The sequence below is a fragment of the Micromonospora sp. ATLC16 genome (assembly GCF_057196645.1).
The window spans coordinates 1-15,136 of sequence record NZ_JBXUOW010000097.1 but is presented as its reverse complement, the minus strand read 5'-3'; the positions used below and the strand labels follow the sequence as shown (position 1 = coordinate 15,136).

The following is a 15,136-nucleotide window of genomic DNA, read 5'->3' as shown; positions in this document are numbered from 1 at the left end:
CGGGTTGGCCCGGGGTGCCGGGGGGCGCCCGAGGCGTGGGGGGGTGGGCGGGCCCGCCAAACCCCCGCCCCCCCACACCCGTTGGTCGGGATCGGACGGTCAGCCGAAGCGGACCGAGGCGACGGCCTTGTCGAAGCCGATGGTGCCGAGGTCGGCCACGTCACCGTTGATGGTCTGCACCCGGCCGGTGCAGTTGGGGCCTGCCCAGATCTTCAGCGAGCCGGGGGCGGCGACGGAGGAGGACTCGCGCGGGCGGGGAAGGTTCTGGCACCCGCTGCCGGACACGCCCTGGGACGCGCCGTTGTCGCTGAAGTTGGCCTCGTCGAAGAAGACGGCGCTGGTGGCGGGCGGTGCGGTCGCCTCGCCGGTGTCGGTGTCGTCCTGACCACCCTGCGGCGCGCCGGCCTTGCCGCCGGTCGGGGTCACACCGAACCACGTATCCCCGACGCCCTGGCCCAGGGTGTCGCCCCGCTTGGTGTCCTTGGCGAACCGGTACACCGGCCAGCCGCCGATGGTGACCTGGAGGGTGCCGTCGGCGCGCTTGACCGTGCCGACCGCGGACTTCTTGACCCCCGCGATGAAGATCTTGCCGCGCGGCGCGACAGTGACCGGCGGCCAGGTCTGCGCGCACTCGCCGTCGCAGGTCGCGGTGGGCGGGTTGTTGCTGTCCTTGTCGAAGCGGTAGAGCGTCAGCCCCGCACCGTTGACGACCACGGGGTCGAGGTCGCCGGCCTTGCTGGCGGTCAACTGGACCCACCGCTGCGACGACTGAAGGGCCGCCCCGGACGCGACGCCGCCGTTCGGCACCGCCCAGTCACCGGTGTTGGCCTCCGACTTGTTCGACTTGGCGGTGCCCGAGAGCAGCGCGAGGTCGCCGCCCGCCGCACCGTCCGTGGGCGCGGTGGCCTCGCCGCCGGCCGGGTCGGACGCCCGCGCCGGAGCGGGTGCCTCCGCTTGCGAACCGCAGGCGGTCAACGCGACCGCGCTGGCGGTCATCAGGGCAACGAATGGCACTGCGTACTTGCGCATCATCTCGGGGTCTCCAGTCCTATCCCGGCTGCCGCACGTCCGGCAGCCGTTCGGCATCCACACGGACCCCGCCTGGAATCGGTTCAGGGAGCCTGCGATACGTGCGTTACACCTCAGCTGTTCGTGAACAACGGGATCATCCTGGCGAAGGCGGACATGCGGTCCTCGATCAGCCCGTTTCCTGCTGGCGCTGTCCGCTGGCGGCCAGCAGGCCGAGGCCATCGCGCTGTACCAGAGCGTCCGTCGCCGGCTCGCCGACGAACTGGTCGGGACCGGTCTGATCGTCGAGTCTGCCTCCGGGCGGCCACCGCGGCCGGTGACGACATCGGCCGCGCCCAGATGCTGCGGAGCCTGGCCGGCGCGGAGCACGCCCTGGGGGACGACGCCGCCGCGCGTCGTCGACTGCCTCGACAGTGGACGGACCTGCCGGGGCTGACCCGGCCACGGGCCGGGCACGCCTCACTGCGGGCGGCCGACCTCGAACCGGCCGTCGGGGGACACCACGGTCACGATGACGGCCTTCGGCACACCGGCAACCTGGACGGAGCAGGAGAAGCGGCTGCCCACCGTCACCGACTGGCCCGGCGGGCAGGCCACCAGGTCCGCGTCGAGCTGGTAGTCGTCGCGCAGCACCGACAGCACCCCCTGCTGCACCGCCGCCGTGTCGAACACCTTCTTCACGAAGAAGCCCGGCCAGAGCAGTCCGAGGACCGCCACCAGCGCCACCACGGCCACCACCGGGGCGACGATGGCGATCAGGAGCCTGCGGGAGAGGCGCCGCCGACGCTCGACGGGCGGGTGCGATCCGGTGGAGTCGGGCCCCCGCTGCGCCGGTGGTGCCGGCGTCCACCGGGGGGCGGGAGTCGGGGAGCCGTCGGCTCCCGCGTACGGGGTGGTCATCGTCGTCTCCTCGGGGTCAGCCGGCGGCGGTGGTGGGCGTACCGCCCAGCGGCCGGGTGCGCTCGCCGGTCGGGCTGATCGCGAACCAGGTGCCGCCGACGCCCTGACCGTTGAGTTCGCCCGGCTCGGTGTCCTTGGCGAAGAGGTAGACCGGCCAGCCGTCGATGGTCACCTGGCAGGTGCCGTCGGCCCGCTCCACGTATCCGACGAGCTTCGGGTTGATCCCGCTCGGGTAGATCTGCCCCGGCGACTTGACGAGCAGCGGGGGCCACGTTGCGGAGCAGTCGCCGTTGCAGTTCGACTTCGACGGCTTGGCCCGGTCCTTGTCGAACCGGTACAGCGTCCGACCCTGCCCGTCGGCGACGTAGGTGCCGATCGCGGTGGACGCGGTCCCGTTGAGCTGGATGACGGTGCTGCCCCGCCCGGTGTCCGGCGCGGGCGTCAGCTCGACGTCGGACGGGCCACTGTAGATCCGTACCCGGCCCTGGGTCTTCGCCACCGTCGGCGCGGCCACCGGCGTCGCCTCCTCCTCGATCACCTCCGGTAGGGTGCCGGCGTCGGCTGTCGGACTCGGCGTCGGCTGCGCGGCCGTCGGCGCGGACGCCGTGGCCGGCGTGGCCGGCCCGGTCACCTCGTCGCCGCATGCGGCCAGGGCCGCCAGGCTGGCCAGTGCGATCGCGCTCAGCGCGAGCCGGCTCTGCACAAGCATCTCTGCTCCACCTCGTGGTCGGGGAGGACCGCGCCCATCCGCGCGGTCCGGGATCCACACGGCTTCCTCGGCGATGCGGTTCACCGGCGCGGCCGTCGGAGGTGCCCGTCACCACGGCGCATCTCGTGGTGAACCGTTTCCGGCAACCGTCCGTGTGGGTGGCGGCGACGGCGGAAGGCAGCCCAGGAGAGGCCACCCCCGGAGCCGGCAGGACCGACGACACGAAGGAGCGGAACGTGGCCACCTACCACATCGTCAGCGAGGACATGCAGGAGTCCGCGACCTGGCTGAAGCAGAACATGCAGACGCTGCTGGACGGGATGAACCAGGCCAAGAGCAAGATCGACACCCTGATCCAGGGTGGCTACAACACCCCCGCCGCCCAGCAGAAGTTCGGCCCGTACTTCGACGAGTACAAGGGCAGCGTCGACCAGACCCTGAACGGCATGGAGGGCATCAGCCAGTACCTCTCGCAGGTCAGCGATGCCTTCTCGGAGACGGACAACCAGACCGGGGCCAGCCTCGGTCGCTGAACGACCGGACCGGCCCGGGGGGGGGGGGGGGGGGGGGGGGGGCCCCCGGCCCGCCCCCCCCCCCCCGCCCCCCCCCCCCCCCCCCCCCCCCCCCCCCCCCCCCCCCCCCCCCCCCCCCCCCCCCCCCGCCCGTCTTTCCCCCACGGACCACCGACCAGGAGACCCTCGTGCGCCTGCAACTCACCGTTGCGGATCCGTCCACCGCCGTCATCGAGTACCAGGTCGAGGCGGCCCCCGAGAACACCGTGGGGGAACTCGCCGAGGCGCTCGCCGCGCGCCGGCCGGAGCCCGCCGGGACACCACCGGTGATCTTCGTCGCCGGTGCGCCACTGGACCCACGGCTCACCCTCGCCGAGGCCCCGCTGCGCCAGGGCACGGTGCTCGGCCTGGACCGCCCGGTGCCCGAGCCTCCGGCACCGCCACCGGGACTGGTGCAGGTGCGGGTGGTCAGCGGCACCGACGCCGGCACCACGTACCAGCTCGACCTCGGTGAGCACACCATCGGCACCGCGAGCGTCAGCCGGGTCCGCCTCACCGACCCGTCGCTCGCCCCCGTCATGGCCAGGGTCCGGGTCCTCCCCGACGGCAGGTGCCGGTTACTGCCGGAGCAGCCCGATCTCCTGCTCGATCGGGTCGAACTCGACGGAGAACAGGCGTGGGCCCCCGGCGGACAACTCGCGGTCGGCTCGTCCCTGCTGGAACTGCGCATCCCGGTCCGGGCCGAAGCGGCGCTACAGGTCTCCGAGGACCGCACCGGGCTGGACTACAACCGTCCGCCACGGCTGCTGCCGGAGGTGCGCCCGACCCAGTTCACCCTGCCGTCGCGGCCGTCCCCGCCGGAACGGCGACCGCTCGTGCTGATCACCGTGCTGGCCCCGCTGGTGGTCTCCGGAGCCGCGTTCCTCATCACCGGCAACCCGCTGACCCTGCTCTTCGCCATCCTGTCGCCGGTCGCGTTGATCGCCGGTCAGGTCAGCTCCCGACGGCTGGGCAAGGCCAGCCACCGCGCCCGCCTCGCCGAGTACGAGGCGAAGCGGGCGCGGATCAGCGCCGAGGCGCAGGCGGCGCTGACCGCCGAGCGGCTGGCCCGACGGGACAACTTCCCCGACCCCGCCGCCGTACGGCTGATCGCCGTCGGGCCGGAGCGCCGCCTCTGGGAGCGTCGCCGCACCGACCCCGACTTCCTCGAACTGCGCGCCGGCGGCGCCGACCTGCCGTCCGAGGTGGTGCTGCGGGATCCGAGCCAGGACGAGCACCGCCGGGAGGTCCGGTGGAGCGCCCTCGACGTGCCGGCGACCGTTGCCGTGCGCAAGCACGGTGTTCTCGGCATCGCCGGCGGTGCCGTCGCCCGGGTGACGGCGCGGTGGATGGTCGCCCAGGCCGCCACCCTGCACAGCCCCGAGGACCTCCAGATCTACCTACTCGCCGGTGCCGGCGACGAGGAGGGCTGGTCGTGGGTCGGCTGGCTGCCGCACGCGGCGCCGCGCGACGGCCAGGACACCCTCGCCACCGTCGGTACCGACACCCAGACCATGGCCCGCCGGGTAGCCGAACTGAGTGCCGTGATCGCGGCCCGCTCCGCCGAGCGGACCGACGGGGCGTTCCGCGACATCCTCGTGGTGCTCGACGGGGCCCGCCGGCTGCGGTCCCTGCCCGGGGTGACGCAGATCCTGCGGGAGGGACCCGCGGTCGGGGTGTACGCGATCTGCGTCGACGCCGAGGAGAAACTGCTGCCGGAGGAGTGCCAGGCCGTCATCGCCGAGCAGACCGACGGATCGCTGTTGGTGACCCGGACGCTCGCCGCGCCGATCCCGGCGGTGCACCCGGATCTGCTCTCGATCCAGTGGCTGCACACGGTGGCCCGCGCGCTCGCGCCGCTGCGCGACACCGGTGGCGCGGACGACGGCGCCGCCCTGCCCGACGCCAGCCGGCTGCTCGACGTGCTCGGCATGGAACCGCCGGAGCCGGACGCGGTGGCCGCGCGATGGGCCACCGGAGGCCGGACCACCGAGGCGGTGCTCGGCATCTCACTGGACGGGCCGTTCGCCCTGGACCTCAAGCGCGACGGACCGCACGCGCTGGTCGCCGGCACCACCGGCTCCGGCAAGTCGGAGCTGTTGCAGACCCTGGTCGCCTCGCTCGCCGTGGCCAACCGACCGGACGCGATGACGTTCGTGCTGGTGGACTACAAAGGTGGCAGCGCGTTCAAGGACTGCGTCCTGCTGCCGCACACCGTCGGCATGGTCACCGACCTCGACACTCACCTGGTGAGCCGGGCGCTTACCTCGCTCACCGCCGAGCTGAAGCGGCGCGAGCACATCCTCGCCGAGGCGGGCGCGAAGGACATCGACGACTACGTCGACCTGCTGCGTCGCGAGCCGACCCGGACGTCGATGCCCCGACTGTTGATCGTCATCGACGAGTTCGCGTCGATGATCCGCGACCTGCCGGACTTCGTGACCGGTCTGGTGAACATCGCACAGCGGGGCCGGTCGCTCGGCATCCACCTGGTGCTGGCCACCCAACGTCCGGGCGGGGTGGTGTCACCCGAGATCCGGGCGAACACCAACCTGCGGATCGCCCTGCGGGTGACCGACACCAGCGAGAGCCAGGACGTGCTCAACGCCCCGGACGCCGCCTCCATCTTGAAGTCGACACCGGGCCGCGCCTTCGTCCGCCTCGCCCAGTCCTCGCTCGTGCCGTTCCAGGCCGGGCGGGTCGGCGGTTTCCGGCCGGGCGCCCGCGCCGAGGTCCGGCAGGCACCCTGGCTCACGCCCGTCTCCTGGAAGGACCAGGGTCGGCCCCGCCCCAGCCGACCCGGCGTCAAGGCCGCGCCGTCGGCCGAACTCACCGACCTCGCCGTGCTCGTGGGCGCCATCCGGGGTGCCAGCGAGCAGCTCGCCATCGAGCGGCCGCACAGCCCGTGGCTGCCGGCGCTCCCGGACACGCTGACCGTCGACGCGCTTCCCGCGCCGCGGAGCAGCGGCTACCACCTGCCCTCGGTGGCGTACGGCCTGGTCGACCTGCCGGCCGAGCAGGAGCAGGCGCCGCTGGAGCTGGACCTGGGGACGCTGGGGCACCTGCACGTCATCGGCTCGTCGCGCAGCGGCCGGTCCCAGGCGTTGCGGACGATCGCCGGCACCGTCGCCCGCGCCCACTCCACCCGCGACGTTCACCTCTACGGCGTCGACTGCGGCAACGGCGCCCTGCTCGCCCTCACCGAACTGCCGCACTGCGGTGCGGTGGTGCAGCGGACCGAGGCCGAACGGCTCGGCCGCCTGTTCACCCGCCTCGTCGCGGAGCTGGGACGCCGCCAGCAACTGCTCGCCTCCACCGGCTCGGCCGGGCTGGTGGAGTACCGGGCCGGGGCGGCCGAGGCCGATCGTCCGCCGCACATCCTGGTGCTGCTCGACCGGTTCGAGGTCTTCGACAAGACGTTCGCCGACTACGACAACGGCAGCGTGATGGCGGCCCTGCTGACCCTGTTGCGCGAGGGCGCCGGGGCCGGGATCCACGTGGTGATGGCCGGCGACCGGAGCATGTTCACCACCAGGATCTCGTCGACGACCGACGACAAGCTGGTGCTCCGACTGACCGAACGCAGCGACTACAGCATGGTCGGCATCAACTACCGGCAGCTGCCGGACGAGATCGGCACGGGCCGGGCGATCCGGGCGGTCGACGGCGCGGAGGCGCAGATCGCCCTGCTCACCCCGGACAGCTCCGGGCAGGGTCAGGCCCGTGCGCTGGCCGCGATCGCCGAGACGGCGCGGTTGCGCGACGCGGAGATCGGTGCCGCGGCTCGGCCGTTCCGGATCGACGTGCTGCCGGACGAGTTGACCTTGGCGCAGGCGAACACGCTGGTCCGGCCGACCGGCCCACTCTGGACGATGCTGGGTGTCGGCGGAGACGAACTCGCCGCCATCGGCCCGGACCTCGAGACCAACCCGTCCTTCATCCTGGCCGGGCCGCCCCGCTCGGGGCGGAGCACGACCTTGCTGACCATGGTCGCCGGTCTGCTGGAGAGGGGGACGCCCGTGGTGATCGCCGCGCCCCGCCGATCCCCACTGCGCGAGCTGGCCGGGGTGGCCGGAGTCCTCGATCTGGTGACGAGCGAGAACTTCACCTCCGCCGGGCTCGCGGCGGCCCTGGACGGGCGTACCGGATCCGCCGTGGTCGTCCTCGACGATGCCGAGCAGCTGCTCAAGTGCGACGCCGGCAGCGACCTCGGCGAGATCGCCCGGGTCGGGGCAGAGAGGGGCCTCGGGCTGATCATGGGTGGTTCGATCGACGGACTCTCCGGCGGGTTCGGCGGCTGGCACGTCGACGCCCGCCGCAACCGGCAGGGCGCGTTGCTCAGCCCGCAGGGCCTCGGCGACGGTGAGCTGATCGGCGTGAAGCTGTCCCGCAGCCAGCTCGGCGGGGGTCGGCCGGGTCGGGTGCATGCCCACTTCGGGGACGGCCGGCTGCACCTGGTGCAGGTGCCCCGGACCGAGCCGGCCGCCCTGCGGGAACTGCTGGCCGCACGCGGCGACGCCCGGTAGACACCACCGCGACGACGGAGTCCGGCTTCCCGGTGGGGCCGGAGTCCGTGGTGTCCGGGCCCAGCCGGGTGCGTCCAAACGACGTCGGGGGGACACCTTCCCAAGGTGTCCCCCCAATCTAGGCCGGCAGCTACCCCCTAACCGCCAACCTCCCCCGAGGAGGCCGCCGGCGGCGTGGGCGCGACGGCCTCCTCCTGATAGGTGAAGGTCAGTGTCGCGGTGATGGTGTCGAAGAGCTCGAAGATCTCCTCTGCCTCCGCGAGATTCGGGCTCGAACCGGTGACCACCAGCACGTTCGTTGCTCCCGGCAGCGGTACGACGGTGTGCATCACCGCGCAGCGCATGGTGGCGCCGTCCTGGGTGACGTTCTGGATGCCGTGCACCCGGCCGACGGTGCCGATCGCGGGAATCTGGGTGGTGCTCACCCGACGCCAGGTGCCGTCGGCGTGGGCGGGCTGCGCCACCGCGGTCAACGCCCCGATGATGTCCCCGGTCGCGGGCGGGGTGACCACCGAGACCAGCACCGTGGCGATGAGCGCGCCGTCCTCGTACACCTGGAACGTGCCGGCGGCGTGCACCGCACCAGCGTTGCGGGCCTGCCGCACCGACCGGCGCAGCTGCTCGGCGTACTGTCCCGCCTGCTCCTCGGTGAAGCCACCCTCGCGGGCCCGGGTCCACACGTCGTCGGCGACGCGGTTCTCGCTCGCCTCGTCGGCGACCGAGAAGTCGACCCAGTCGTGCGGCGTACGCAGCTCGAACCCGGTCGGTACGGCCACCGCCGCGCCTCCTGCGCTGGTCAACTCGCCGCTCCGTCCGACTCAAGCGAGGCCGCCGTCTGGTCGTCGGTTTCCCGGAACGCGTCGGCCACCGCCTTCGCCGCGTCGCGGACCCCTTCGAGGTCCTTGGCCACGACGTACCGACCGTCACCCCACCGCTTCTCGAACTCGCGGGCGGCCCCTTCCAACTCACGGTGCCCCAGCGTGTCGACGACCGGACCCATCGACCTGATCGGTGAGCTGTCCATCAGCTCCTTGGTGCGCTGCAACAGGTCGTGCACCCGCTCCAGTTCCGCGCCGGGTACGTCGATCACGCTCATCGCGCCACTCCGGTGTCGAGCCTGCTCCGCTTGCCCATCCCCGCTCTCCTCCCCGGTCCGGCCAATGACTCCGCGCCGTACACGGACGGCCGATCGGATCGGTTCAGTCCGGCTGAACCGTTTCCCCGATCGACACGTGTGCGAGTCGGCTCACGGCATTGGCCGGAGCGGGCAGTGGTCGGTGCGATGGGGAGGTTGGTCATGACGCGTCCGGGAGACGCCGAGTGGTCGGTGTTGCAACTGGACTCCGACCCGGTACCCGGTGATCCGGAGTCCTTCGACGAGATCACGCGGGCCTACCAGGAGCTGTCCTCTACCACGCGGGAGGCGCACGACCTGCTCGCCTCCGGTGGCCAGGTCCAGCTCGGTCAGGGCAAGGCGATGGAGGCGTTCCGTGACCTGATCGGCAAGCTGCCCGGGCGGCTGGACCGGATGGCGAACTCCTACGCCGCGGCGGCCGACGCGTACGTGCGGTACCTGCCGTCGCTGGAGGAGGCGCAGGCGATGTCGCTGCGCGCCCTCGACCAGGCCCGGCAGGCGTCCGGCGACCAGACCGCCGCGCTGGCGGCGGTCGCCTCGGCGCAGGCGGCGCTCACCGCGCTGGGCGGCGACCCGGAGGCGGACCAGGCCGCGAAGGACAGGGCCAGTGACGATGACGCCGCCGCGCAGAACCGGGCGGCCGACGCCCAGCAGGCCCTCGACCAGGCGAAGGCGCTGCTCGGTCAGGCGACGGCGTTACACGATCAGGCTGCCCGCACGGCGGCGCAGACGTTGCGAGGGCTGGCAAAGGACGCACCGCAGCGCTCGCTCTGGGAGAAGATCGTCGAGGCGTTCCAGGCGTTCATCGACTTCCTTCGCAGTACCGTCATCCAGTGGATCACCTTGATCCTGGACGCGCTGTCAGTGATCGCCTCATTCATCTTCCCGCCGCTCGGCCAGGCGATCGGCTTCCTCTCCGGTGCGATCGACCTCGCGGCGGCGGCGGTCAGCGGGGATCCCGCCGCGATCGGGTTGGCCGCCGGAGGTCTGTTGCTCGGTCTGGTGCCGGGCGGGCGGCTCGTCAGTCGCATCGCCAAGATCGCCGGCAGCGCCGGCAACAAGCTCCCCGGCACCGTCTCGGATGCGATCAGGAACAGCACCAAGGGGCTCAGCGGCCCGCCGGGGAGTACCCGGAGCGTGGACAAGGCCGCAACGCCCGGGGCGGGGATCGACACCACGGTCACCTCGCTCGGCCTCGGCAAGACCATCAAGGGCGTCTTCACGCCGATCGGCAAGAAGATCGAGGACATGCGCTTCGCGCGCGACCTCAGAATCTCCAATGAGAGGCGCGCCAACGACCCCCGACTTCTGGCCGGCATGAACCAGAAGGGCCGCCTGAAGACGTTCAGCATCGACAACGTCCAGTCAGTCCCCCTGAAGGACAGCAACGGCAAGCAGATCGGGGTCATCTTCCCCAGCAGGCCGACCGATATCGCGGACTTCACCGACTGGGGAGCGCAGACGGCCAACCTCGCCTCGGGTAAGAACCTGGGCGGCTCGATGGACGTGGGGGGCCTGAAAATCATCCGGCAACTGCCCGGTAGCCAGCCCACCCTCGCCGGCAACGAATTCCTGACGGCTCCGTGGGGCAGGCTGAAGAGCGACCCGATGTTCATCTTCGCCCACGGCAGCCCGGACAGCGCCGCGGTGACCCTGTCCAGCGGCAAGGTGGTGAACGTCCCCGGCGCCAGCATGGCCAAGATCCTCAGCAACGACCCCAACTTCAGGGCGCTCGCCGAGGTCAACCCGAAGGCCGCGATCGCCATGATCTCCTGCAACTTCGCCAACAGTGCGGGCGACGCCGGCCAGCAGTTCGCGGACGTCATGCGCGACCTCGGCAACAAGCGGCAGATCTTCGCGGCGAACAACACGGTGCACGCGACCCAGGGCCAGGATCTCGACGGACTGTTCACCAATCCCGGCGAGACCATCGCGACCCTGGCCGTGGAGAGCACGAACGACGAGAGAGACGGCAAGGGCGAGTTCCGGAAGATCACTCCGACGCCGAAGGGAAGGGCCTGATGAACGAGCACGACGAAACCGACGTGCAGCGCAACTGGATGCTGCTGCTGGACAGCGACGACGAACAGTCGACGGAGGCCCCGCCGGTGGACACGATCGTCGGCGGCTGGCTGGTCGAGGAGGACGGCACCATCGGACCATTCGAGGCGAACCCGCTGTACCAGCCGCGCACCGCCGACTCACCGACCAGCGCCGTGGACGCGGCGGCGAAGCTGGTCGCCACCGACCGGGCCGACGTCGGCCTGGTGCTGCGGACGCTGCGGGACAGCCTGGTCATGGTCGCGCTCGACGAGGCGGGCGAGGTGGCCGTGACGTCCGCCCCGGACGGGATGGCCTGCGTGGTGGTCGCCTCCGGTGCCATCGACCAGGCGCGCGTCGACGCGCCACAGTGGCAGCAGGTCGGTCTGACCGAGCTGCTGGGGCTGCTCCCGGACGGGCTCGACGTGCTGGTCAACCCGGGCGGGCCACGGGCCATGCGCCTGCAGGCGAGCGCCCTGCGCAACTCGGTCGACGCCGACGGAGCCGAGTGAGATGTCCCTGACCAGGGCGTACGCCGGACTGGTGCTGGTGGTGACCGCGTTCCTGCTGGCGAGCCCGACCCGGGCGGACGCCGTCGAACCGTCGGTGCCGTACTGGGTGGTGCCCGGGCAACCGGGCACGGAGAGCGAGCTGACGCTGCCCGGGGTCGCCGACCGGGTGCTCGGCGACAGCCGGCGCTGGCCGGAGATCTTCAAGCTGAACCAGGGGCGTACCCAACCGGACGGCCGCACGCTGACTGATCCGGCGCAGCCGATCCGCGCCGGCTGGGTCTTCGTCCTCCCCGAGGGCGCAACCTCCGGGGAGATCCGCGTCGGTCCGCCACCGTCGAGCACGCCGGACCTGGGCCAGCGGCCGGAAGCTCCGCCGGCCGACCAACCGGAGCAAGGACCGGCAGTGGCGCCACCGGCTCCTCCGGTCGGCGGCGGCGGGACCTTCGGGCTCCGACCGGTCGCGGTGACGCTGCTGGGCATCGGCGCGGTGCTGATGGCGGTCGTCGTACCCCTGCTGATCCGGCTGGTCCGACGCCGCCGCGCGGCCGAGCCGCCGCGACCCGCGCCGGGCTCACGACAGGCGTTGGACCGCGCCCTGCGGCAGATCGCCGCATCGGCGTCCCAGCCCCCGGTGTACGCGGCGATGGTCGGTGCGGACCGGGTGTCGCTCCGGCTGGCGCCGGCGCTGCCGGACCCGCCGCCCCCGTGGCGGGCACGGCAGCAGGGTGCGATCTGGGAAGCGCCGAGTTGGGACCTCGACCAGCAGGTGACCGCCGCCGGCGGCGGGCTGCCGATGCTCGCCACCGTCGGCACCGTCGGCGGTGAACTGACAGTCGTCAACCTGGGACGAGCGCCCGGAATCGTCGCGCTCACCGGGGATCCGACAGCCGCGTACCGCCTGGCGGGCGCGTTCCTCCACGAGGTCAGCCGCTACGCCGCGACGTCGGTGTCGATCAGTGTCGTCGGACCATCGCCTCCGCCCTGGCCGGTCCCGGGACGGGTTCGGGTCGTCGTCGACCTGCGTTCCGTCCTGACGTTGCCCGGCGACGACGCCCAGGACGCCCACGGGTCCTCGGCGCTTCGCGACCACCTGGTGGTGGTCACCGCCCCGCTTCCGCCCGAGGAGCTGGAACGCCTCGGCGCGCTGGCGGCGGCCTCCGACGGCACGGCGGCCGTCGTGGTCGTCGGCGACGCGCCGAACGCCGCCTGGTGCTTCGACATCGACGCCGACGGGGCCCTCGACGTCGGGGTGCTCGGCCTGCACCTCGACCGTCCCGCCCCGCGCGGTCGGCTCATCCCGGTCCTCGGCCGCTGATCCTCCTGCCCGAACCTCGCAACGATTGGTCTGCCGATGAAAGCGCCCGTTCCCCATAGACTGCTCGGCCCACTGACGCTGGCCGGAGCGCTGCTCGTCAGCGGGTGCACCACCGTGGTGCGCGACCCGGTCGCGATGCCCGCCGCCGACTCCGCTGCCAACACGCAAACTGGTGCCCCGCCGCAGCCAGGCGCCGCCAACCAGCGGAACGACCTGGGGCAGCGCAGCCCGGACGGGGGCTACTGGCCCGCGTCGGTCCAGCTTGGAGAACACCCGGAGCTTGGCCCGGTGGTGCTCGACGGGCAGGGCTTCACGCTCTATCGGTTCGACCACGACAGCGCCGCACCCCCGCAGTCGAACTGCACGCAACAGTGTCTGACCGCGTGGCTGCCGGTCCTGGTGAACGAGAAGGTCTCGTTCAAGGACCTCGATCCCGCCCGGCTTGGCGCGGTGCCCCGCTCCGACGGAACCCGCCAGGTGACAGTGGGTGGGCGGCCGGTCTACCGCTTCGTGGACGACCGGGTACCCGGCCAGGCCGCCGGGCAGGGGACCGACGGGCTCTGGTTCGTGATCGCTCCGGACGGAGGCAAAGCCGCTGCGCCGATCGGCCAAGAGTCCAAAAGTTCACCCAGGTGAGCCTACCAACACATTCGCTCCCCACTGCCGTTATTCGGCAGGGCAGCAGGCATCCTGGGTACCCGGAAGCACCGGTGGCGACCGCCGGGGCGGGGTCAACGGAGGACGGTACTCATGGCGGGTTTGCGGCCCGATCGTCGGCAGAACGTAGCGGACGAGGCCCTGATCCGATCCCTGTACGAGGAACACGGTCGCGCTATGCTCGCGTACGCGACGCAACTGACCCGGGACCGGGCCATCGCCGAGGACATCGTCCAGGAGGCATTGGTACGCGCCTGGCGCCACCCGGACAGCCTGGTCAACGGCAAGGGATCGGTACGGGGGTGGCTGCTCACCGTGGTACGTAACCTCACCACCGACGCGGTGCGCGCCCGAATGGCGCGACCACCCGAGGCACCGGAAAGCCCGACGGACGTCGCCGTCGAGCGGGACCACGCCGACCAGGTGGTCAACTCGATGGTGGTGGTGGACGCCCTCAGTCGCCTTTCGCAGGAGCACCGCGAGGTCCTTGAGCAGGTCTATCTACTCGGGAGTACAGTCGCGGAAGCTGCGAAAGCGCTGGATATCCCGCCGGGGACGGTCAAGTCACGCTCCTACTACGCACTCCGGGCGCTACGCGACATTGCGGCGCACTGAACCGGGTGGAACGGTCTGCCTCATGAAATCGGACAGCTCGGTACCGGCCGGTGACCATGTGGACATCGGCGGCTATCTGATGGGCGAGCTCGACCAGGAGCAGCTCCGACGGGTGGAGGAGCACCTGGCGAGTTGTGCGGAGTGCCGCACCGAGGTCGAGTCACTCCAGGAGTGGAAGCACGCGCTCGAGGCCGTGCCGGAGGCGATGCTGCTCGACGGCCCTCCGGAGGGCGGCGACCTGCTGTTGCAGCGCACCCTGCGCCAGGTTCGCAGCGAATCGTCCGGACATCGCCGACGCCGCCGGGTGATCCTGAGCGCTGCCGCGGTGGTGGCTCTCGCCGCCGCCGCCTCCGGCGGCGTCCTGCTGGGTCGCACCACTGATTACGCACCTGACCGCCGCGCCCTGCCGGCCCCGGCGACCACGGTGACCGCCGCCAACCCCGTTACCCGCAACGCCAGCACGACTGACCCGGGCACTGGTGCCCGGCTCACCGTCGCGGTGACCCCGGCACCCGGCTGGGTACGGGTCAACGCGGCGGTGTCCGGGATCCCCCGGGGGGAGCGCTGCCGTCTACTGGTCGTCGGCAAGGACGGCAACGCCGTGCTGAGTGGCAGTTGGCTGGTGTCCGAGGGCGGGGCGGCCGACGGCACCACGTTGGACGGCAGTGCCCTGATCGACCCGGCTCAGGTCGGCGAGGTCCGTGTGGAGAACACCGACGGCAAGGTGTATGTCACCGCGAAGCTGTAGGTGCCGGCATTGTTGGACCAGTTCGTCGAAGCGTCCGTGGGCCGCCTCGCGTACGGACCCGACGGAGGTGACGTCGAGCGGGAGGAATATCGCGCCGGTCGCGTCGGTGGCGGCGCGACCGGCGCGATTCGTCGCGGGCGCTGTTCGGCGTTGCCCGGTCGACGGTGTACCGGGCGACGAGGTGGTCGTGCACCTGACGCGCCGCCGGAACTAGTAGCAACGCCGTTCAGTTAGGCGTGGGCGTGGCTGGTCAAGGGGTGTGTTGATCAGGGAATGAGAGGCGGGGTCCCGGTATCAAGGTGTGTCACTCCAAGACAACCTGAACCAGGAACCCCGCTCGGTGGATCAGATTGCCATAACCCGGACGGTCACGGTAGCCGCAGGGCCGTTCGCGGCGGG

14 protein-coding genes are annotated in these 15,136 nt (G+C 71.9%); 9 read left to right on the top strand and 5 right to left on the bottom strand.

All coding sequences use genetic code 11. The features are described from left to right. Window positions 1-99 precede the first annotated feature (99 nt). Window positions 100-996, bottom strand: coding sequence for a hypothetical protein (locus AC2CHE_RS24960; protein ID WP_484507289.1), 897 nt, complete (start codon window positions 994-996; stop codon window positions 100-102). A 214-nt stretch (window positions 997-1,210) separates the two neighbouring features. Between AC2CHE_RS24960 and AC2CHE_RS24955 the strand changes: the two genes are divergently transcribed. Continuing rightward, window positions 1,211-1,465, top strand: coding sequence for a BTAD domain-containing putative transcriptional regulator (locus tag AC2CHE_RS24955; RefSeq protein ID WP_484507291.1), 255 nt, complete (start codon window positions 1,211-1,213; stop codon window positions 1,463-1,465). A gap of 23 nt (window positions 1,466-1,488) precedes the next feature. On the opposite strand, the gene AC2CHE_RS24950 is transcribed toward AC2CHE_RS24955, so the two are convergent. Both AC2CHE_RS24950 and AC2CHE_RS24945 read right to left on the bottom strand, forming a co-directional pair. After that, window positions 1,489-1,929, bottom strand: a complete 441-nt coding sequence (locus tag AC2CHE_RS24950) for a DUF4333 domain-containing protein (RefSeq protein WP_484507288.1) — start codon at window positions 1,927-1,929, stop codon at window positions 1,489-1,491. A 16-nt stretch (window positions 1,930-1,945) separates the two neighbouring features. Next, window positions 1,946-2,638: a COG4315 family predicted lipoprotein gene (locus AC2CHE_RS24945; RefSeq protein ID WP_484507287.1), complete on the bottom strand. Its 693-nt coding sequence runs from the start codon at window positions 2,636-2,638 to the stop codon at window positions 1,946-1,948. Between the two features lie 236 nt (window positions 2,639-2,874). On the opposite strand from AC2CHE_RS24945, the gene AC2CHE_RS24940 reads away from it, so the two are divergent. Further along, window positions 2,875-3,171 (top strand): WXG100 family type VII secretion target, encoded by a 297-nt coding sequence (locus tag AC2CHE_RS24940; protein WP_281580755.1) that lies wholly within the window; start codon window positions 2,875-2,877, stop codon window positions 3,169-3,171. A gap of 167 nt (window positions 3,172-3,338) precedes the next feature. After that, on the top strand, window positions 3,339-7,715 hold the full coding sequence (locus AC2CHE_RS24935) for an FtsK/SpoIIIE domain-containing protein (RefSeq protein ID WP_484507286.1): 4,377 nt from the start codon (window positions 3,339-3,341) through the stop codon (window positions 7,713-7,715). A 137-nt stretch (window positions 7,716-7,852) separates the two neighbouring features. Here AC2CHE_RS24935 and AC2CHE_RS24930 read toward each other — a convergent pair whose 3' ends face one another. Continuing rightward, complete coding sequence (locus tag AC2CHE_RS24930; RefSeq protein WP_484507285.1) at window positions 7,853-8,515, bottom strand: hypothetical protein; 663 nt, start codon at window positions 8,513-8,515, stop codon at window positions 7,853-7,855. Next, complete coding sequence (locus tag AC2CHE_RS24925) at window positions 8,512-8,811, bottom strand: hypothetical protein (protein WP_484507284.1); 300 nt, start codon at window positions 8,809-8,811, stop codon at window positions 8,512-8,514. Before AC2CHE_RS24925 ends, AC2CHE_RS24930 begins: the two co-directional genes overlap by 4 nt. Window positions 8,812-9,012: 201 nt before the next feature. Between AC2CHE_RS24925 and AC2CHE_RS24920 the strand changes: the two genes are divergently transcribed. From AC2CHE_RS24920 to AC2CHE_RS24895, 6 genes are all read left to right on the top strand, one after another. After that, window positions 9,013-10,872 (top strand): hypothetical protein, encoded by a 1,860-nt coding sequence (locus tag AC2CHE_RS24920; protein ID WP_484507283.1) that lies wholly within the window; start codon window positions 9,013-9,015, stop codon window positions 10,870-10,872. After that, the gene (locus tag AC2CHE_RS24915) at window positions 10,872-11,402 is read left to right on the top strand and encodes a type VII secretion system-associated protein (protein ID WP_484507282.1); all 531 of its coding nucleotides are present in this window, start codon (window positions 10,872-10,874) and stop codon (window positions 11,400-11,402) included. Before AC2CHE_RS24920 ends, AC2CHE_RS24915 begins: the two co-directional genes overlap by 1 nt. 1 nt (window position 11,403) lies before the next feature. Next, the gene (locus AC2CHE_RS24910) at window positions 11,404-12,717 is read left to right on the top strand and encodes a LysM peptidoglycan-binding domain-containing protein (protein ID WP_484507281.1); all 1,314 of its coding nucleotides are present in this window, start codon (window positions 11,404-11,406) and stop codon (window positions 12,715-12,717) included. A 36-nt stretch (window positions 12,718-12,753) separates the two neighbouring features. Beyond that, window positions 12,754-13,353 (top strand): hypothetical protein, encoded by a 600-nt coding sequence (locus AC2CHE_RS24905; protein ID WP_484507280.1) that lies wholly within the window; start codon window positions 12,754-12,756, stop codon window positions 13,351-13,353. Between the two features lie 162 nt (window positions 13,354-13,515). Further along, window positions 13,516-13,989 (top strand): sigma-70 family RNA polymerase sigma factor, encoded by a 474-nt coding sequence (locus AC2CHE_RS24900; RefSeq protein WP_484507290.1) that lies wholly within the window; start codon window positions 13,516-13,518, stop codon window positions 13,987-13,989. Between the two features lie 22 nt (window positions 13,990-14,011). Beyond that, a complete protein-coding gene (locus tag AC2CHE_RS24895; RefSeq protein ID WP_484507279.1) occupies window positions 14,012-14,737 on the top strand; it encodes an anti-sigma factor family protein in 726 nt (241 codons plus the stop codon). Window positions 14,738-15,136: the final 399 nt, after the last annotated feature.

What these genes read in the sequence shown, in the direction of transcription:
- AC2CHE_RS24960 (WP_484507289.1), bottom strand. Translation starts at nt 996, where the DNA reads ATGACCGCCAGCGCGGTCGCGTTGACCGCCTGCGGTTCGCAAGCGGAG.
- AC2CHE_RS24950 (WP_484507288.1), bottom strand. Translation starts at nt 1,929, where the DNA reads ATGACCACCCCGTACGCGGGAGCCGACGGCTCCCCGACTCCCGCCCCC.
- AC2CHE_RS24945 (WP_484507287.1), bottom strand. Translation starts at nt 2,638, where the DNA reads ATGCTTGTGCAGAGCCGGCTCGCGCTGAGCGCGATCGCACTGGCCAGC.
- AC2CHE_RS24925 (WP_484507284.1), bottom strand. Translation starts at nt 8,811, where the DNA reads ATGAGCGTGATCGACGTACCCGGCGCGGAACTGGAGCGGGTGCACGAC.
- AC2CHE_RS24920 (WP_484507283.1), top strand. Translation starts at nt 9,013, where the DNA reads ATGACGCGTCCGGGAGACGCCGAGTGGTCGGTGTTGCAACTGGACTCC.
- AC2CHE_RS24915 (WP_484507282.1), top strand. Translation starts at nt 10,872, where the DNA reads ATGAACGAGCACGACGAAACCGACGTGCAGCGCAACTGGATGCTGCTG.
- AC2CHE_RS24910 (WP_484507281.1), top strand. Translation starts at nt 11,404, where the DNA reads ATGTCCCTGACCAGGGCGTACGCCGGACTGGTGCTGGTGGTGACCGCG.
- AC2CHE_RS24905 (WP_484507280.1), top strand. Translation starts at nt 12,754, where the DNA reads ATGAAAGCGCCCGTTCCCCATAGACTGCTCGGCCCACTGACGCTGGCC.
- AC2CHE_RS24895 (WP_484507279.1), top strand. Translation starts at nt 14,012, where the DNA reads ATGAAATCGGACAGCTCGGTACCGGCCGGTGACCATGTGGACATCGGC.